Source organism: Streptomyces sp. NPDC018000 (assembly GCF_044328025.1).
Lineage (GTDB): Bacteria > Actinomycetota > Actinomycetes > Streptomycetales > Streptomycetaceae > Streptomyces.
Genome location: NZ_JBIRGM010000004.1, coordinates 445,859 through 465,899 on the forward strand (window position 1 = coordinate 445,859; position 20,041 = coordinate 465,899).

Genomic DNA, 20,041 nt, shown 5'->3' on the forward strand with positions numbered 1-20,041 from the left:
CCCGCGTCCGGTTCTGTACCGGGCGCGGGGCGTCGGCGTATCCGGTCAGGTGGACGGCGGAGTCCACCTCCCCCGATCGATGGCCTTCTGAAGACGCGCCGAGAAATAGGCGTGTGCTTCCCTCATCTCGGTCTCACGGTTCGCCTTGTAGAAGAAGGGCGTGTAGCCGTCCGGCGGATCTTTGCGTTCGCCGTCGAGGTGAGCACGGAGTTGTGCGTAGTGCTCCTTGGTCTGGTCGTGGCCGTACGTGTAGCGGTCGCCCGCGATCCGGCGTCCCTCGGCGTCGAACCAGGTGACGGAGTCGAAGTCCTGCATGATCGGAAAGCGGGCCTTGTACATGGCGACAAGCGCGTCGGCGTCCACGCCCAGCCATACTGCGACCAACGCGTCAAGCTCGACCAGAGCCGCACGGCGCGCGCGTTCGGTCCGTAGTGCGCTGGCCCGGGTCCACTCGGGACCCACCTCATGCAGCGGCTCCAGCTGAGGCCAATCCCTGGCCCAGGCCTCGTAGCCTGGCCAGGTCGGGTCGTACAGCTCGGACCAAAGCGTCGCATAGTGCTTCGTGAGGCAGTTCAGACGCAGAGTGCGTAGCAGCAGGGCTGGCGCCAAAGGATGCTCCGCATCCGGAACAGGCATACGCCCAGCCGGTGCCACATCGAGGTGGCGCAGGCGTGTCGTGCGCAGGAGGTAGTCGACGGGGATGGCTGCCCAGAAACCGGCCGTGAGAGCAGTCAGGCGGTTGTCGCCCAAGTAAGCGCTGCGCACCGCGTGAATGTGCGCAGCGCCTGGCGGCACGATCGCCGCGTACAGGCTGCGCTCGGTGTCAGGTGCAATGAACTCGCGCCATGCGGCCCTGTAGAACTTCGTGTACGGCCCAGTCGACCGCCCCACAAAGTACCGGTCGATCTCATCGGCAGCGATCTCGTCCTCCGGCACCTTCCGAGCCTCCGCCAACGCCCGCCGAGCCTCAGCCGCCGCCTCCTCCGACGCCCGCAGCCGAGCCAGCCCGCCCCGGTCGAGCCACTGGTCCTGCTTCTCGGCGTACCTCTCCGGCGTCGCGACGCGCACGTACTCCGTCTCCGGTACCGCGTCATCGGGAATCAGGAGGTGGTTGAGGCCGAGCACCTCCCCGCCACCCTGGCTGGGCTGCTTGAACATCGGGTTGGCCAGACCGAGTTGGGGCCCCTTGAGGATAACGTCGTCCCACTTCTCGGGCCGGAAGACCGAGCCGCCCTCCTTGGGGAGGTTGTAGTCGATGAGGCCGTCCTTCTTGGCGCCGCTCTCGTCGAAACCTCGGGCAATCTGCGGGTTCAGAGCGCCCAGCCTCAGCGGATAGTCCGCCAACGCCTTGATCGCCTTGCCTTCCGCCATACTCACCGGCGACAGCAACCGCCCCTGTTCCGCCGGCTGCCCCTCATCACCGGTCAACCGCTGCCACTGCTCCAGCGTCGCCCGGTCCACCCGAATGACCCGCTTCTTGTGCGGCCGCTCGTCCCACGTGTCCCCGTACCGGACACCCGGGTCCGGCCCCGAACCGTCGTGCTGTGCGGAGAGCCGCAGCGCATCCACGGAAAACAGCCACGAAAGATGGTTGAAGCCAATCTCGCCCTCGGGCCCGTAGACGTGCACACCGAAGTGGCTGGACCGGCCGACCGGTGGCGGGAAGAAGCGGTTGCCCGCGTTGACGAAGTCACCGTGCACGCGCAGCCGCTTGTAGGCGGCCTCCCGCAGCCGGGCCTCCTTGTCGCCGCTGAAGTGCGAGTCGGGGTGGACAAGGCCGATCGTGCCGTCACCGCCCGCATGCGCCCACGTCTGGCACATGAACGCCCGGTACAGGTCCGGCTGCGTGCCCGTGAGTAGCGGATACGCAACCGGCGAGCCGAGCATGGCCACCACGCCCGTGTTGGACGCGAGCTCGGCCGACAGGTAGGAGCCGACCTCGGCCCGCTCCGTCAGCTCGGCGCGCCGCCGGTCCTTCTCCGCCTTAGCCGGCTTGTCCTGGAGGACGAACCACGGCTCGAACTCGGCGAGCAGCACGTCCTCCTCCCACCTGGGCCGCACCCACGGCGGGTTCCCCACCTGCAAGTCGAACCCACCGGCCTCCCCCGCGAAGACATGCGCGAACTGCAACTCCCAGTGGAAGAAGCCCATCCCTCCGTCCGCTCCGGCATCGTCCCGGTCCTCGCTCCCGGCCACGTCCTCCACCGTGTCCAGCCACGGGAACCGCGCCTTGAGCCGGAACGGCGAGTCCATCGCCATGAACCCGTCGAGGTTCACCTCGAAGTCCCGCAGTGCGTCCAGGTTCGCGAATTCGGCCACGAGAGAATCCGCCGGCACGTCCTTCGTGCCGAGCGCGCACTCCAGGAAGTCGATCCAGTCGTCCAGCGTGGCAAGGGGGATGACCTCGCGCCGCCCCTTCGGCCGGCCCTCGCTCCTCTTCCGCGTCGGCTTCTTCTCCGCCCCGGTCCCCGCCTCCATCACCAGCTGCTGGGGAAGCCCGTCGTCGAACAGGCTGCCCTCCACCCAGGTCTGATCCCCGGGCGCGGGACCGGCCACTTCTGCGACGGCCTCCGCCGACGGCTGTTCCTCGGCCCCGGCCCCGGCCCCGGCATCGTCACCCTCGCCTTCGCCGTGCGGCGCAACCCCCGCACCGTCCAGTTCCGCCACCCGGTCCAGCGGCCAGAACCACAGCGCGCACCACACGTCCATGACCGTCTTCAGCCGCCAGTACGGCGTCCCGGGACGCGTCAGGTCGTCGTACACGACCTCTTTCGGGACCGCGTGTTCGGGGTGATCGAGCCAGTCGGCGCCCCAGACGTCGATCTCGCGCGAGATCTCCCGCTCGGACTGGCTCAGCCGCTCGACCACCAGCTTCCACAGGAACTCGGCCCGCCGCGCGACCCCCTGGAGCCGGCGTCGCTGTGTCACCGTCTTCGGTGCGCGCTGGATGCCGGACCGCCACTTCTCCATCCGCTGGACGGCCGCCTTGTCCAGCTCCTCGGCGATCTTCTTGGACTTGGCGTCCCCGACCACCGCCCCCCACCCCAGCGCGGGCAGCAGGAAGTGATGGACCGCGCCCTCCGGCAACTCGCCCTCCCTGAAGGGAAGTTCTGTCGGAGCGAGTGTGTCCTTCTTCGAGAGCCACTTGCCCTTGCCCAGCGCGTCCTTGCCGTAGATCTTCCGGCCCGCGCCGATGAGGGAGTTGCCGCGCCGCAGGTGCAGGCCGAACCAGGGGGCCTGCATCCCGGGGTGCATGGTGTTGAGCCAGAGGGAGACCTCCGCCAGCTCCACCGCTGTGGCGTTGAGGTCGACGCCGTACGCGTTGTGCAGGGCCACGTACGCCTTGACCTTCTGGAGTTCCACCGCCCGATGGTCGGGGTCGATCTCCACACCGGTCTCGGCCTGACGACGCTTCAGGTACTCGGCGGCGACCTGGTTGACGGCCTCGTTGAGGAAGGCGCCCGAGCCGAGCGCGGGCTCGCAGATCTTCCACCCCAGCAGCTCGCGCGCGGACGTCTCACCGTTCTGGTCGAGGCGGTGCTTGAGGGCCAGTTCGACCGTCACCTGGGTCAGGGAGTCCGGGGTGTAGTACGAGGCCGTGTTCTCGCGGTCGCGGCCCGCCAGCCGGTAGACGAACGACCCGGGCGGATACTCGGCCCGCTCCGTGAGGCCCGTCTCGTCACTCTCCCGCTGGACGAACACCTCGCTCGGGTAGTCGTTGGCCCGGGACTCGGGAATCATCCAGCTGCCCTTGGCGGGGTCGCCGCCCTTCGCGACCTCGAAGAGGGTCTCGTCCGCGATGAAGCCGGTGTACGACATCAGGCCCTCGTACACGGCGCCCAACTGGCTGATGCCGAGTTTGGCGTACGAGATGAAACCGCCGCGCTCGCCCTTGCGGCCCTTGGTGAGCATCAGGCCGCGCAGCACCTTGTACAGGGTGGCGTTGCGCAGCCTGGTGTCGAAGAACTCCGGCCCTGCGGACGGGTCGTCCTCGTCGTGCGCGGGGTTGGGGACCTTGGGACCGATCAGGCGGATCGCACCCGGTTCGAACAGGTCGGAACGCAGCGGCTCGAAGCGCAGGCCGACGTCCTCACTGCGCCGGGCCCGGCGAGCCTGTTCGAAACGGCGGGCACGCAGGGTCAGTTGAGATTCCGTCAGGTTCTCGCTCGACGACGCCGTGAGTTCGGCAGCCTCCGTCGCTTCCGCCTCGCGGTCCGCCGCCTCCGTCGCCCGGTCCTCGGACTCGGTGCCGTACGGGCGGTGGCCCTTGTTCACCATGCGGGTGAGCAGGTCGATCGACTGGTACAGGTGGAAGCCGTCCCGGGCCGTCGGGCCGACCAGGTCCCGGACGGCCAGGTCACCCAGGCGCTGAAGGCCGTATCCGGCCCCGTACTCCGGGTAGTCCGAGGGGAGAATGCCCAGTTCGGGGCGGGCCTCGGCGTAGAGCAGGAACAGGATGCGGTAGAGGTAGCGCAGCGATTCGCGGGTGAGGCGGCGGGCCAGGCGCTGGGGGTCGTCGAGGTCGGCGGCGCTCACGCCCTGCTCGGACAGCCGGTCCAGCACGGCCCGGGCGATGAGCTCGACGGAGTCCTTGAGGCCCTCGCGGAGATCCGTCGAGACGCCCACGGCGTGTTTGCCCGACTTGGAGACGAGGTCGTCGAGGGGGTTCGTGCCGCCGGTCTCCGGGACACGGAGCGAGTCCGCGCCGAACAGGGCGGCGATCGTGTCCAGTTCGCCGCCGGGCCGGTCGTCCCGGCGTTCCAGGGCCGAGTCGAGGCTGACGGCGAGGTAGCGGCCCTCGCTCCAGGCGGTGCGGTCGGCGAGGACGACGACACCGCCGACCAGGACGAGGGCGTAGCGGGGCGGCTCGTCGGCGGCGAAGAGCAGGCGGACCAGGGCGTCGGCGTCGGTGATCGGCTCGCCCTGCTGGACGTCGACCGGGTGCAGGAGCCGGCCGGGGCCCGCGGGATCGCGAGCCGCGTCCGGTTCGGCGGCCCAGCCGCAGGCGATCGCGACCAGGCCGGGTTCGGCGTGGGCGACCTCGACGTCATGGGTGCGGCCTGCGCGTTCGACGGTGAGCGCCGCCGGGGCGGGGGTGTAGCCGAGCGCGCGCAGGACCTGGTCGTGGAGGTCCGCGACCGTCTTGGTCCAGCGGGCGTCGTCGTAGGTGCGCCGGCCCGACTCCTCCTCGGGGGCGTCCACTTCGGCCTGGGCACGCTCGGCGAGGAAGGCCCGGTCGGCGAAGTACGGGGTGCGCAGGGCCCGCAGGCCCTGGCGGGGGGTGAGGGTCCGCGGCTCGTCCGCCGGCTTCCTGCCCTCCTCGGCCTCGTGTTCGCACCAGCGGGCGAGCAGCCCGTCCTTCGCCTTGAGGTCCTTCGGGAGGACCTCGGCAAGGTAGTGCGCGGAGAAGTAGTCGCCGTGGTTGACCAGCGAGTCGTACGTCACGTCGAGGACCGTTTCTGCGGGTGGCTTCGAGGGTTGCGGGGCTTGTTCTGCCGGTCAGGCACGGTCGAGGACGGCCAGGACGCGCAGCAGCGGGCGGCCGGTGGCGCTGAGCTTGTCGGCCAGTTCCGTCTGGTGGCGGATGGTGTCCTCGACGATCCGGCCGGGCAGGAGGGACTCCTGCTCCCAGCGGCCGAGGCGCGCGCGGTAGTCGTCGAGCTGGTCACTGATCTGCCGGGTCCAGGCGTCCTTGCGCTCCTCCAGGTGCCGGCGGGCAGCCTCGACGGCGGCCGGGACGAGGGTCTGGAGGGCGGGGAGGTCGCGGGGCGGGGCCGGGTTGGCCATGTCGGGGCCGACGCCCGCCTCGCTCAGGGCGTCCGGCATCGGCACCACCTCCGGGGCGTCGGGCAGGCCACGGACGGCCATCCACTCCACGACGGTGGGACGGCCGAGCTTGTTGGAGTAGATGCCCTGGACGAGGAAGGCCGGGCCGGTCACGTCCGGGGTGAGGATGACGGGGGCCTGCTGGCGGCCGAGCTGGACGAGCACCTTGTCGACCAGCCACTCCACCAGGGGGTGGATGTCGGTGAGGTAGCCGATGGCGGGCCAGCTGGAACCGGACCTGCCCCGGGCCTCGTCCAGGCTGTGCTGTCCGAGGCCCCGGTCGAAGGTGACCAGGAGCCGTTCCTTCAGCTTCTGGTCCCGCAGATAGTCGGGGGGCAGGATGTCCAGGCGGTGGAGGAGGTCGGGTGCCTTCGCCGTGGCGAGACTGAGGTAGGGGGCAGGTTCGCCGCGCGGGACGGTGTGGCGGTGCTCGGAGAGGTCCAGCGCGTCGTGCGGGCGTTCGTCGTAGACCTCGTCGAGGGCTGCCCGGACGAACGCCTCCGTGTCGCCGCCGAACAGCGACGTGACCTGTGCCCTGGGCACGGGGCGGTGCTCCGGCAGTACGGACGGCTGGGAGAAGAGCGCGGTCAGCGGGTCGCCGGGGGTGGGCGAGGCGGCGAGGGACTCCTCGACGGTGCGGCCGGCGAGGAGGTCCTTGACCAGGCGGCGTTCCTCTTCCTCCGCGCGGTACAGGCCGGTGACCGCCTCCGCGGTGCCGTCGAGGCGGTAGGCCTCCTCCTCGCGCTCGAGGAGCTTCTCGGCGACCGTGCGGTCGTCCTTGGCGCCCTCGGTCGCGGAGTGCAGGATCAGCGCCCGGAAGCGGGGGTTGTGCTTCTGGCCGTAGCGGTCGATGCGGCCGTTGCGCTGCTCGATGCGGATCAGCGACCAGGGGATGTCGTAGTGCACGAGGTCGTGGCACTGGCGGTGCAGGTTGACCCCCTCGGAAGCGACATCGCCGGTGAAGAGGATGCGAACGGGGTGGTGGGCCAGCCCGAAGGCCTCCACGACGGCCATCTGCTCCTTGTCGGACAGGCCACCGTGCATGATCCTCACGGCCTGCTTCGCCTGCTCCTCGGTGAAGCCGAGCCTGGCGGGGACGACCTCGGCGAGCCACTTCAGCGTCTCGACGCGTTCGGAGAAGACGACGACCCGGGTGGCTGCGCCGGGCCGTACACCGATGTCGGTGAGCTGCTCGACAAGGGCGTCCAGCTTGGCGACGTCGCCCGGCGCACCGGCCTCCCCGATGGCGGACGTCAGCACGAACAGCCGCTCCAGGGCGGCGAGTTCGACCGCGATGCGGTCGGCCGCCGGGGTGCCGGGGGCCGTCTTCGCCGCCTTGTCGTTCAGGTTGTTCCTGCGCGTGGTGACGGTCTTGGCGAGAGCCCGGGGGGAGGAGAGGAAGGCCTTCAGGAGCGTGTACGGAAAGAGGCGGTCCTCGGTGAGCGCCGGGCGGCGGGACGGCGCGGTGCCGAACTCGGCCGAGGTGTCGGGGGCCGGGATCCAGTGTTCCGTCAGCTCCGCGAAGATCCGTTCCTCGGCGTCGGTCGCGGTGCACGGAACGGAGACGGTGGGGTCGCGGTCGGCCCACTCCTTGCCGATCTGGTCGCGTACCTCCGGGTGGACCTTCGTACGGCGGATGAAGAGATGGCCCAGGTCCTTCTCGGCGTCGTACGCGCTCGGGTCCGCGATCGCCGCCGGGTCGAGGAGACTGATCAGCTCGGCGAAGGACTTGCCGTCGCCGTTGTGCGGGGTGGCACTCGCCAGCAGCAGGGCATCGGTGTTGGGTGCGAGGACGCGGGCGAGGGCGTTGCGCTGGCTGCCGCGGTTGATGAGATTGTGGGACTCGTCGATGACGACCGCGTCCCAGTGGATCTTCTCCAGGTGGTGGCGGTACTGGCCGATGTTCTTGAGGGTGTCGACCGAGACGATGACCCGCTTGTAGTGGGTGAAGGGGTTGCGGCCGGCCGGGATCTCCCGCTGGATGCGCTGGATGCCGACCGAGTCGAGGCGGATCAGCGGGATGGAGAAGCGGGTCCACAGCTCGTGCTGGAACTGCTCCAGGACATGCTGCGGGGTGACGACGAGGATGCGCTCGCCCCGGCCGCGGCGGATCAGCTCGGCCAGGGTCAGGCCGATCTCCAGGGTCTTGCCGAGGCCCACGACGTCGGCGATGAGCAGGCGGGGGCGCAGGTTGGCGAGGGAGAGAGCCAGCTCGGCGGGGCGCTGCTGGTAGCTGAGCGGGTCGACGAGGAAACGGTCGGCGAGGGCCAGGCCGCGTTCGGTCTGCGGGAGGGGGGTCTTGCGCAGCAGGGCTTCGAGGAAGAGGCGGCTTCGGCGGAAGTGGTCGGTGGGGTCCTCGACCAGCTCGGTGTCCTCCGGGTCGAGGAGCTTGACGCCGTCGCCGGCCAGGCGCTCGATCTCGGTGAAGAAGACGGCCGGTTCGTCACGGACGAACTCCGAGACGCCGACCGCCTCGATCTTGGCGCCGTCCCGGCTCGGGGTGACGTTCTTGACCAGCCACTCCTCGTCACGGACGAGGATCTGGGCCCCCGGCGGGAACCTGTTCTCCGATGCGTCCGACGCCTCGGCGACCATCGGCCGTTCCGGCCGCCCGTCCGGCTGGTGGGTCACGCTGCTGCCTCCGCGTCCTGCGCACACTGTGTCTGCCGTCGCCCGGAAGTAGGCGAATGCCGTGCAAGTCTTCCATGGCGCGCGGTGTCCGTGCGGATCGCTGCGGGAAGCGGGATCCGGGCGGCCGACCGGTCAGCGGCTCCCGGCGTGGACCGGCACGAAGGAAGCCTCGCGGGCGTAGGCGGAGCGCAGGGCTTCGGCGACGGCGTGAGCCGTGGCGGCGTCCGGGGTGCGGCCGTGCGGGATACGCGCCCGAGGTGCGGGGCGGGGGGCCGACGGCGGAGGGACGGCGACGTCGACGTCGACGGCGACGGCGACGTCGACCGGGAGGGCAGGACCGCCCGGCTCGTCGGCGGCGGAGCCCGCTGCGCCCCCTGCATCCCCTGCGCCCCCTGCATCCTCTGCGTCCGGTGCGTCCGGTGCACCCGGTGCGTCCGGCTGCTCCTCGAAAGGCTGCGCTTCCGGATCGATGACCGTGGGGGCGTACTCGGCGATCGGCCCTGGAGGCGGCACCAGCCTGCCGTCGGCATGCGGCGCGGTCCGCGTGATCAACCGGTACCGTGCCTGCCGAGCGGTGACATCCGCGCCGGCGAGGATCGCCACCAGTGCGGCGGCCACTTCCGGCAGAGCGGGCCGGTCCCCCGCGTCGAACGCGAGCATCGACGACACCACGGGAACCAGTTCCTCGGGCAGCCCGGTCAGATCCGGAGCCTGGTTCGGGTCGCCGATGCGCGCCGCGACCGCGAGCCAGTTCTCACCGGCGTACGGATAGTGGCCGGTCGCGGCGAAGAGCAGCACCACGCCGAGGGCGTAGACGTCCGCCGCCGCGGTCAGGTGGTGACTGCCCTCCACCTGCTCGGGCGGCATGCACAGCACGCTGCCGACCACGACGCCCGTCGCGGTGAGTGTCGTACGGCGTTCAGCGAGGACGGCCAGACCGAAATCGATCACCTTGGGGCCGTCGGGGCCGAGCAGGATGTTCTGCGGCTTGAGGTCCCGGTGCAGCAGCTGCGCCTGGTGGACCGAGGTAAGTCCCTCAGCCAGCAACGCACCGAGGCTGGCGGTCTCCACCAGCGGGAGGACGCCGTGGTCGCGGACGTGCCGCAGGAGGTCGGGGCCCGGTACGTAGTCGACGGCCAGCCACGGCCGGTCGGCCACCGGGTCGGCGGCGACGAAGGCCGCCACGCGCGGGCCGAAGACCTTCCTCAGATTCTCTACCTCGAGGACGAATCTGCTGCGGGTTTCGGTGTCCAGCACGGACGACTTGATCACCTTGACCGCCACCTGCTGACCGGCGGGCGACTCGCCGAGAAACACTCGGCCCATGCCACCGGAGCCGATCCGGCCGCGCAGGACATAGCTCCCGATGCAGGTGGGGTCATCACCTCTCAACGGCTCCACGGCGTCCTCGCTCCCCCTCGGCGTCCTGCGCAGCCAGTGCGGTGTCTGTACAGACAGTCGGCCACAGTGTAGATCGACCGTTGCCGGCCTCTGCTCTGACGATACGTCAGGTGCTTCCGGGCGGCCGGCTCCGGTCCCACCCGCAGCAAGCGCGGTGCTCGTCGCTGTCGGCGCGTCAGACGGCCGGCTTCTGGGAGGAGGTCGGCTTGGTGGCGAGCAGTGCGGTGATCTCATCGGCGAGGTGCGGGCCGAGTTCGCCCCAGCCGTCCTTGTAGCCGTAGACGCCGGCCAGGGTGCGGGCGTCGTAGTCGCCGTTCATGATCTCGACGTCGGTGGCTGTGATGAGTGCCGGGTGGGCGACGCCGACGGCCGCCGAGACCTTCATCAGCTCCTTGCGCAGGGTGCGCAGGTAGACAGCGGCCCGGGTGGCCTTCGAGGCCGGGTCGAGGCCGCGGGCCAGCCACGGGTTCTGGGTGGCGACGCCGGTGGGGCACTTGTCGGTGTGGCACTTCTGCGACTGGATGCAGCCGATCGACAGCATCGCCTCACGGGCCACATTGATCATGTCGGCACCCAGGGCGAAGGCGACCGCGGCGTTCTCGGGCAGGCCGAGCTTGCCGGAGCCGATGAAGGTCAGGTCGTCGGTCAGCCCCAGCTCGGCGAAGGTGCCGTAGACCCGGGAGAAGCCCATCCGGAACGGCAGCGACACCGAGTCGGTGAAGATCAGCGGCGCCGCCCCGGTGCCGCCCTCGCCGCCGTCGATGGTCACGAAGTCGACACCACGGTCACCACGCGCCATCAGCGTGGCCAGCTCCTGCCAGAACTCCATTTCTCCCACCGCGCTCTTGACACCGACCGGCAGACCGGTCTCGGTGGCGATCAGCTCGACGAAGTCGAGCATCGAGTCGACGTCGCTGAACGCGGTGTGCCGCGACGGGGAGGCGCAGTCCTTGCCGGGCGGGATGCCGCGGATCTTGGCGATCTCCGGGGTCACCTTCGAGCCCGGCAGCATCCCGCCCAGCCCGGGCTTGGCGCCCTGGGAGAGCTTGATCTCTATCGCCCTGACCGGGGCGCCGGCGACCACGTCCTTGAGCTTGTCGAGGTTGAAACTGCCGTCCTCGTCACGGCAGCCGAAGTACGCCGTACCGATCTGAAGGACGAGGTCGCCGCCGTTGCGGTGGTACGGCGAGAGGCCACCCTCGCCCGTGTTCTGCATCGTGCCCGCCAGCGCCGCCCCCTTGTTGAGCGCCGTGATCGCCGCGCCGGAGAGCGATCCGAAGCTCATCGCCGAGATGTTCACCACACTCGCCGGCCGGAACGCCTTGGCGCGCCCGCGCGGCCCGCCCAGCACCTTGGCCGAGGGCAGCGGGGCCTGCGGGTCCTGCGCGTCGGGCAGCGTGCCGGCGAACGTGCGCTGCTTCAGGTATGCGTGCCCCTGCACGTGCTCGACGTCGACGTCGGTTCCGAACCCGAAGTAGTTGTTCTCCTCCTTCGCCGACGCATAGATCCAGGTGCGCTGGTCACGGCTGAACGGGCGCTCCTCCTCGTTGGAGGTCACGACGTACTGCCGCAGTTCCGGCCCGATCGTCTCCAACAGGTACCGGGCGTGCCCGAGTACCGGGAAGTTCCGGAGCAGTGCGTGCTTCTTCTGAATGAGGTCGCGGGCGGCCACCAGCGCCAATGCTGTTGCGGCGGCCGCGCCGATGCTCCGGGCGCGCATGCACGTTCCTCTCCTCGATGCTCGACTCCATCGCCATGCGGTGGACGTCGTCGTATCGCGTTGGGCGTTGGACGGCGGACATGGCCGAGCGGGCGTCAGCGTCCGCCGAGAATGTCAGATGATATTAGAGGTTGTACGGATAAACGTGCGGTCAGGGTCGGCAGTTCGGGCGTTCGTCCCAGCGGTGGTCCGAGGCGCGGAGCGGCGCGTACCCGGAGACGGTCGCCGTCCTGCTCTCCGCGGGGGCCGTCCTCGCGCGTCACATCCCTCAGGGCGTTTGCAACGGTCTCACCGTCAGTATCTGCTGGGCCTGTCCGACGGGCCCGTGAACATCGTGGAGGACGGTACTGGTGAGGCCGTGCCCCTCGGCGCCGAAGACGACGGAGGTGTCCAGACCGACCCAGCCGCCCCGTGGCCGACGGTGCAGGTGGATGGTCAGGTCGACGTTGGGGAACATCCACTTGCCGGGCGGCTGGCGTACCGCGACGCCGTTGGCGGTGTCGACGAGGCCCACGTAGGACGCCAGCGGACTCGCCGTCTCACCGGCCACGAGGGGCATGCCGGTCGACAGCCAGGTCCTGGCCCGCCCCGGCTGTGGCGGGTCGACGGCCCGCACGTCGAGCGATGCGATGAACCCGCCGGACCACATCGAGGACATCGGCCACGGGTCCACCCCGTCGGGGTGGGGCAGTGCCTCGGCCTCGCCCCCGGCGACGGAGGCGGTGTCGCCCACCGCGAGCAGCCAGGCGCGGGCGCGCACCGTGGACCGCCCCGCGATGACCACGGTCGCCTCGACCAGCTCGATGGTGCGGCCGGGGCGGATCGTCTCGACGTGGATCTCGGTGTCGTCGACGGCGATGCGACCGAGGATGTCGTAGCTGATGCGGCTCAAGTGCAGTTCCGGTCCCGTACGCCCGCGTGCGGCCAGAAAACGCTCGATGGCGTGGACAATCAGCCCGCCGAGCGGACTGAAGTGCTGTTCGTCCGACTGCCAGGCGCCACCGGCGTGCACGGTGGGCCGATAGGTCCGTTCGTCGACGCGCTCGAAGTAGCCGGCCGGGGGAACGTCCGAGGGGTGCAACTGGCCTCCTGCGTCCGGTGACGGAGTGATCACCTGCAGAGTACGACCACGTCGTCCGGCAGAGGACGGGGAGGGTACCGAAGGGGCGACGGTCCGTAGGGTTTCCGCATGACGGATGAGAATGAGCGGTTCGTTCAAGCGGCCATCGACGGGGAGATGCGGCTTCTCGACCCCACGGTACGCGCAGTCCCCTACCGTGTCCTGGAGCTTCTGGACCCGGAGTTCACCGAGATCGGCGCTTCGGGACGGCAATGGGACGTCGAGTCGATCCTCGCGGTCACCAGTAGCGACACTGTGTCCCCGGAGTCCCCTGTCGAGGTCAGCGAAATGTCGGGAGTCCTCCTCGCCCCGGGCGTCGTCCACCTGACGTACTTCGCCGACCATCAGGGCCGACGGGCACGGCGAAGCTCCCTCTGGCGCCTGACGGAGACGGGCTGGCGTATGTACTTCCACCAGGGAACCCTCGTCGGCTGAACGCGCTGGTGCCCGGCACCGGCACGACCAGCGGCCTGTGCGGCACCCTCTTCAGCCTGCCCCTGTCCGCTTCTGCTTTCCAAACCGTCACCCTAGAATTCGTCTGTCCGTGGGGGGCAGGGCGATGAGACGAACGTGTCGTACGCGGGGGAACTGCTCGGGGAACCGTGCGGCCGTTCGTGCAGCCACGCCCCAGCGAAGACGTCGATGCTTCCTTCCAGGCCCCGACAACGCAACGTGAGAGCAGGGACGACCAACCGTGACAACCATTCCGGGTGAATTCGGGGGCAGTAGCGATCTGGAACGCCTCAAGAGGGCCCTGTCGGGTTGGCGCAAGTCGCTCGTGGATCTCAGTGGGCGCAACAGGTTGTTGAACTTCAGGCATACCCGGACCGCGTCGCTTGAGCTGTCGGCCCCGTCACCTTCGGTTCTGATGAACCAACTCGACCACCGCGCATTGCACTTCGCCGCACTGCCGGACGATCTGCCTGCGGAGGAAGGGGAGTTGGCGCTCTCTCCGCCCGGGGAGTACGAGATCGTCACGCAGAAAGCCACAGCCCCAGCCTTGCAGAGGGCGCTGCGCACCCTCCGTTCCAAGGCAACGCAGGTGTTCAACGACTATGGGTTGTGGACCCTTCAGCTGGGCATCGGCATTCTGCACTGGCGTGAGGACGGGGCCTCCACGAGTAGTCAGGCACCACTGATCCTCTTCCCGGTGGAACTCGTACGCACGTCCACCGGGCAAGTGCTGCTCCAGGCGAACAAAGACGAGGATCCACAACTCAATCCCGCGCTGCCCATCAGGCTGGAACAGTTCGGCATCGACTGGGCGCCCGTCGCGGATACCGACTGCCGTGACATGGACGCGGTGATCGCAGCCGTACGCAAGGCCGTGGCCGGCAAGTCCCTGTGGAAGGTGGAAGAGCGGGCCATCATGGCGCTCTTCGCCTCTCACAAGGAGTCGATGCACCAGGACCTGCTGGAGAACGAAAGTCGGCTTGTCTCGAGCGATCTGGTACGCGCGGTGGCCCTGGGCGCCGGGAACGCGGTGGCCTCCGACCGCTTCGACTTCGAGGAAGTGCCGTCGGAGCGGGTCGACGAGCTGACCCCTCCGGAGGACACGCCGTTGGTCCTGGACGCGGACACCTCGCAGCGGCAGGCCATTGCCGCCGCCGTGGCCGGCAGGTCCTTCGTGCTCGACGGTCCTCCGGGAACGGGCAAGAGCCAGACCATCACCAACATCATCGCCGGGTTGATGCATGCGGGCCGAAGCGTGCTCTTCGTCAGTGAGAAGGCAGCGGCGCTCGACGTCGTGCTGCAACGCCTGAAGTCGGTGGGACTGGACTCGTACGCCTTCGCCCTGCACAGCCGCAACACCAGCCGCAAGGCCGTGGCGCAGGAGTTGGGTCGCGCGTTGTCCGAGCAGCCACAGGCGTCCGGGCTTCCCGACCGGGAGCGGATGCAGGCGCAGCTCGACCGCAAGGCGCTCTCCGCCTACGCCACCGCGATGAACGAAGTACGTCAGCCCCTGGGGCGCACGTTGCACGATGTCATCGGACGGGTTGGCCAACTCGAGGAGGCCCCTGTCGCCTACCTCTCCACCTCCGGTGACGACACGTCCCGGCAGTTCGATGCTTCATCCCTTTCCTCGGTCGGCATGGACGACGTGCTCACAGCCGCCAAGGACATCGGCGAGGCGTGGCAGGCCGTGGCCGACCCTGACTTTCCGTGGCGCGGCCTGCGCACGGACAGCCCCCACCCCGGTCCGGCTCTGGAGGAGGCGCGCACATCTCTGACGGCTCTTCTGGCCGCCCTCGACGGCTACCAGGATCTCAACACGGCGGGCGCACCCTTCACAACATCGGACCAGGTGGACCGACTCGTCCGGCTGCTCGACCTGCTGGACGCGCGGCAGCCCGTACCCCCGTCGTGGCTCACCGACACGGACGCCGCCGTCGCCATCACCGATCCGGTCGAGTCCTTCCTGAACGTGTTGCGTCGCGTACAGCGTGCCCAGCAGACCGCACGGGACCTGGTGGGTGTCCGCTGGCAGGAGATCTCCCCGAGGCTTCGTCCCCAACCACCCACGGTGGAGGAAGCCTTGGCTGCTCTTGAGCCGCGAGGTCTGGAGTTGGCAGGTCTGACTGAGCATCAGGCACAGGCTTTGCGCTTGGACTTCAGCAAGGCAGCCGACCTGCTCACGAAGACCACCGCATCGGCTTGCGAGCTCACGCGGCTCCTGTGCGTCGATGAGCCGCGCTCACTGGCCGAGGCCACGGACCTGTGCGACCTGGCAGATCTGTCCGATGTCCCGCATCGTCCGCTCAAGTCGTGGTTCGCGCCGGCGGATTTCGCCGCCACGCAAAAGACGGCCGTCGATGTCGTGGCAGCCGCGGTGGAAGAGTTCGAGGCCCGCCGCGGCCGTACCGTGGCGGCGCGAACAACCGCACGGAAACATGCGGGTCCAGGTTGGGCGGACATGCCCTCCCATCTGCCGCAGCAGCCGGGAGCCGCTGAGCGAGCGGTCGCCGCCCTGCAACCGCCGGGTGTCGACCTCACGGACCTCGGCCGGGACGAGGCCGAGTCGCTCGCGTCCCATTGGGGCGTTCTCGCCGACGTGTTGGAGTCCACCGCGAAGTGCGCGGTGGACGCGTCGGACCTGCTGGGGTGCGAGTCGCCGGACGACGCCTCCGGGACCCGGTCCGTGACGGAACTGGCCATGCTGGCCACCGTCGCTCACCGGGCACCCGGCGCATGGTTCGATCCGGCGGTACTGCCCCGTGTACGCCAGGTCGTGGACGAATTGCACTGCCTCATGGATGGCCTCGATGCGTGCAGGCGGAAGGCTCAGGACGTGTTCGGTCCCGACACGCCCCGTACCGCGGGTCTGACCGACGCGGTGCGCCGTCTCTCGGAGAACGGCCGGCGCTTGGCAGCGGGCCTGTTCCCTCAAGTCCGGGCCGATCGGAAGCTCGTCGGCGGTATCAGCGTGAACGGGTCGTGGAAGAGCGACCTGTTGGAAGAGCTGTCCAAGGCAGCGGCCTGGCAGCAGGCGCATCAGTCCGTACGGATCGTGATGACCGAGCACGCGGACCTCCTCGGTGCCTATGCCGGTGACGACCTGCCCGACCGTGACGCGTTGGCCGCCGCGCTGCGTCAGGCCGAGGACGCCCACCGCCTCGCCCCGACCGTGTTGGCCGATCCGGCCCGACGCCGCTGCCTGGTCGCGCAACTGGCCGAGGGATCGGCTACCACCCCCGCTCTCATCGAGTGGGGCAAACGATTGGAGGACGATCTCGGTACGTGGGCGTCGGCTCTGCAGGAACCACGGCTGCGCAGGCTCGGCACGCCTCCGGCCCACCTCGCTCCGGCCGCGGCCTCGACATGGTTGCGCGCCCATGTACCGGCGCTGGAAGACGCCGTACGGCTGATCGACGCCGTCCAGTCCATGGGGCGCCGGGAGTTCGCCGAGGGAACGGCGCACACTCTCACCTCCGCGCGTGCGGCCATTGCCGCCGCACACACGGCGCAGCGCGAGGACGCCACGTTCGTGGCCCATGAGACCCAGGACCGGGACCTGCTGGGCAGTTGGTACGCAGGGCTGGACACCCGGATCGACGAGCAGCTTCAGGACACTCGCGGCACAGCGGTGGAGGACGAACTGCTGTGCCGGGCCCGGCGGCAGTCGATCGCAGACGGCGGTTCCCGGACGGATGCGACTCCTCCCGGGGCCGTTGAGCTCCTGGGCGAGTACGCACCGGCCGGTCGGCCTCGCACCGCGGCCCTGGCAGCGTCACTCGCCGTCGCGGCGAAGGCCCACCGGCTGGTCGGCCCGGTTCTGGCGAACCCGGCACCGCGGGGCGGGGTTGCCCACGCCCTCGCCTCCGGGCAGCCCGCCGTTCCGAGCTTGCTCGAGACGGCCGCCCGCCTGCGCGAACAGTGCGCCGACTGGGAGACCTTCACGGACTCGCCCGCGCTGGCCCCCGCCGCCTCCGGTCTGCGGGCCCGTTCCCTCCCCGAATGCACGGCCTGGCTGCGCGCACACCTGGAACCCCTCGACCAAGCCGCTTCGTTGGTCCACTCGGTGGCTCTCGACGACACCTCGTGGGTCCGTGCACAACGGCATCACCGGCGGCGTTCAGCACGGTCCCGTCATCCAAACAGGCCGAATCACGAGCCTCACCCCGCTTCTCCGAGGGATCTGCGGGAGCGGTGGCCGCCCGCGTTCTGATGGACTTAGACCGACCGGCAAATGGGGGGTGGGAGAAGGAGCGTGGCTGGGTGCGTGCAGCTGCAAGGCGGAGGAGTGAGCCAACGCGAAGGGGGCCCCTCCCATGCCTTTCGGGCTATGGGGGAGTTGGTGATTGACGACAACGCGGCAGATGTGCGTGCCCAGCCGCGCGACGCCGCCCCCATTTGCCGGTCGGCCTGAGCCACTCAGCGCAGTACGGCCGCCAGCAGATCGGCGCCCAGTGCCGTCAGATCGGGCAAATTGAGGGTGTAACGGACGTAACGACCGTGCCGCCGATTCGTGAGCAGGCCCGCACGGCGCAGGACGGCGAGATGGCGGGACACTTCCGGGGGCGAGAGTTCCCAAAGGTGGGCCAGCTCGCCGGTGGTGTGCGGGCCGCGGGCCAGGGTGCGCAGCAGCCGCAGCCGTACCGGGTGCGCGAGCGCCTCCAGCCGGAGGGTGACCGTCTCCAGAGGGACCGGCTCCGCCGGACTCGGCTCGGCGACGGGGTACTGCACCACCGGATGCCACCCGGGCGCGTGGACCGCCACCATGTGTGGGCGGCCGAAGACACTGGGGATGAAGGTGACCCCGGCGCCATGGGCGGCGGTCGCCTTGTCCTGCACCTTGTCCACGATGATGCAGTCGCCGTCCGATGCCAGGGTGACCGCGCCGGAGACGGAGGCGAGTGCCGCCCCGATGCCGTGGCGCCTGAGCAGTTCGTTCTTCAGGCGCAGATCGGTGGCGAGCCGCACCGCGACGCCCGCCCAGGCGGCGTCGAAGAAGGCCTCGGCGCATTCTTCGAGAGTGTGGCGCACCCGCGCCCGCACCGCGGCCGGGTCCGCGAGCAGCCGTTCCGCGAAGGCCTCCTGCAGCGCGCCGCGGGCCTGGGCCACGTCCAGGGCCCGCTCGCGCGCGGTCGTGTCGGTGAGCGGCGACGTCCCGGGGAGACGGGCCCGGTTGCTGCCGCACGTGGTGACGAGCGCAGCGGTCACATACGTTTCGTCGTCGATCCGGTCCACGTCGTCCAGCTCCTCGGCGAGGGTCGGCCGGGGCCGCGCGGGGATCAGGAAGTCGGCCTGTGAGGAACGCCAGAGGAATTCCGCCTCCCTGAGCCGCTCGGCCAGCTCCGGCCGCAGCGCGGCCCAGACGTCCGCGGCCCAGCCGGCGAACTGTGGATGGTGACCGGGTTCGGCCAGCACGTGCAGCATCGCGGTCAGCTCGGCCAGCGGGGAGGCGACGAACCGCACTCGCTCGGACGGCAGACCGCTGATGTCGATCCTCAGCGTCATCCCCTCATCATCACCGCCCGGATGGCCGACAACTGCGTCGATTGACGTTGTGCGTCAACCGACGTGCCCTGCCCCAGCGGCCGAACGCACTGTCTGACGCCATGTCAACCATCACCAGGATCCAGCCCCGCGCCCTCGTCCGCGCCTCCGGAGGTCCCCGCTACGCCGTCGCCCTGGCCGTGGACGCGCTCGGCACCGGCCTGCTGCGGCCCTTTCTGCTGCTCTACGGCGTGATGGTACTGAGGCTGTCGGGGCCGGCCACCGGCATCGCCATGACGGCCGGTGTCGTCGCGGGTCTGGTGTGCATGCCCGCGATCGGCCGATGGCTGGACCGAGGCGCCCGCAGTACGGTCGTGGCGGCGTCGATGCTGGTGCGGGTGCTGGGCGTGGCACTGCTGCTGGCCACCCCGGCGGGGCACGCCGGGCTGTTCGCGGCGGCAGCGTTCTTCCTCGGCATCGGCAATCAGGCAATGCCGGCCGCTCACGCGGCTGTCGTGGCCACGGTTGCCCGTGGCCGGGAACGCGACGCCGCACTCGCGGGAGGCCACGCCCTGCGCAACGCCGCTCTGGGCGTAGGCGCGCTCCTCGCCACCGTGTGCCTGGCGGGCGGCACCACCGCACTGCGGGTGCTGGCAGTCGTCACCGGGCTCGCCTGTCTCACCGCAGCGGCCCTGGCGTGGTCGGTCCGCCTGCACGCGCATCCAGCCGCCGCTCCGGCCGAGGACGGGGACGAGGCGTCCGCGCCCCGGATGCTCGCGCTGCTGGCCGCCAACGTGGTCTACGTCTTCTGTCTCAACGTCCCCGAAATCGCGCTCCCTCTCATCCTGGTGACGCAGTTGCACGCGTCCCCGGTGTGGTCGGCAGCCGTTTTCGTGGCCAACACGGTGCTGGTCGTCACCCTGCAGGTGCCGGTCACCGTCCTGATGTCCCGCTTCTCCCGGCGGACCGCGCTGGCCCTCTCCGGCGTGGTGCTGGCCGCGTCCTACCTCGGCTTCCTCGCGGCCACCTCACTGGGGCATGGCCGGGGTGCCCCGGCCGTCGCCGCAGTGTCGGTGGTCTGCACGATCGGCGAGATCATCTACGCCGGCAGCGCCACCGCGCTCGTCACCGCGCTCACCCCGGACCATGTCCTGGGGCGTACCCTCGCCCGCTTCCAGCTCTCCACGGGCTTCGGTCTCGCCGTCTCCCCGGCGGTCATCACCGCTCTCGCGCCGCTCGGTCCGGCCGCCCTCTGGGGCAGCCTCGCGGCTGCGACGCTCCTCTCCGCCTCCGTCGTTGCCGCCGAGAAGGATCAAGGAACGCGGCTCAGTTGACGAACGGCGCGCTGAGTTCGTCGTAGCGGTACGCGGTCGGGTCCATCGGCGGGGCTCCTCGCAGGCGGCGGG

9 protein-coding genes are annotated in these 20,041 nt (G+C 70.0%); 3 read left to right on the forward strand and 6 right to left on the reverse strand.

All coding sequences use genetic code 11. The features are described from left to right. Positions 1–45 precede the first annotated feature (45 nt). The 5 genes from ACH4EW_RS13635 to ACH4EW_RS13655 all read right to left on the reverse strand — a co-directional run bounded on the left by ACH4EW_RS13635 (position 46) and on the right by ACH4EW_RS13655 (position 12,659). Positions 46–5,445, reverse strand: coding sequence for a hypothetical protein (locus tag ACH4EW_RS13635; protein WP_398255632.1), 5,400 nt, complete (start codon positions 5,443–5,445; stop codon positions 46–48). Positions 5,446–5,499: 54 nt separating this feature from the next. Further along, positions 5,500–8,457 carry an SNF2-related protein gene (locus ACH4EW_RS13640; RefSeq protein ID WP_398255635.1) on the reverse strand — a complete coding sequence of 986 codons (2,958 nt, stop codon included), beginning with the start codon at positions 8,455–8,457 and terminating at the stop codon, positions 5,500–5,502. A gap of 132 nt (positions 8,458–8,589) precedes the next feature. Next, complete coding sequence (locus tag ACH4EW_RS13645; protein ID WP_398255637.1) at positions 8,590–9,858, reverse strand: serine/threonine-protein kinase; 1,269 nt, start codon at positions 9,856–9,858, stop codon at positions 8,590–8,592. A 175-nt stretch (positions 9,859–10,033) separates the two neighbouring features. Continuing rightward, positions 10,034–11,578 (reverse strand): FMN-binding glutamate synthase family protein, encoded by a 1,545-nt coding sequence (locus ACH4EW_RS13650; RefSeq protein WP_398255639.1) that lies wholly within the window; start codon positions 11,576–11,578, stop codon positions 10,034–10,036. 268 nt (positions 11,579–11,846) lie between these two features. Next, positions 11,847–12,659: a thioesterase family protein gene (locus ACH4EW_RS13655; protein WP_398255642.1), complete on the reverse strand. Its 813-nt coding sequence runs from the start codon at positions 12,657–12,659 to the stop codon at positions 11,847–11,849. Positions 12,660–12,767: 108 nt separating this feature from the next. On the opposite strand from ACH4EW_RS13655, the gene ACH4EW_RS13660 reads away from it, so the two are divergent. Both ACH4EW_RS13660 and ACH4EW_RS13665 read left to right on the forward strand, forming a co-directional pair. Next, entirely contained in the window at positions 12,768–13,133 is a 366-nt protein-coding gene (locus ACH4EW_RS13660; RefSeq protein WP_398255644.1) for a DUF4440 domain-containing protein, read from the forward strand. A 343-nt stretch (positions 13,134–13,476) separates the two neighbouring features. Then, positions 13,477–17,364, forward strand: a complete 3,888-nt coding sequence (locus ACH4EW_RS13665) for a DUF4011 domain-containing protein (RefSeq protein WP_398256062.1) — start codon at positions 13,477–13,479, stop codon at positions 17,362–17,364. A 206-nt stretch (positions 17,365–17,570) separates the two neighbouring features. On the opposite strand, the gene ACH4EW_RS13670 is transcribed toward ACH4EW_RS13665, so the two are convergent. Continuing rightward, on the reverse strand, positions 17,571–18,656 hold the full coding sequence (locus ACH4EW_RS13670; protein ID WP_398255647.1) for a DUF5937 family protein: 1,086 nt from the start codon (positions 18,654–18,656) through the stop codon (positions 17,571–17,573). Positions 18,657–18,757: 101 nt separating this feature from the next. Between ACH4EW_RS13670 and ACH4EW_RS13675 the strand changes: the two genes are divergently transcribed. Continuing rightward, positions 18,758–19,969, forward strand: a complete 1,212-nt coding sequence (locus ACH4EW_RS13675; RefSeq protein WP_398255649.1) for an MFS transporter — start codon at positions 18,758–18,760, stop codon at positions 19,967–19,969. The last annotated feature ends 72 nt before the right edge of the window (positions 19,970–20,041 follow it).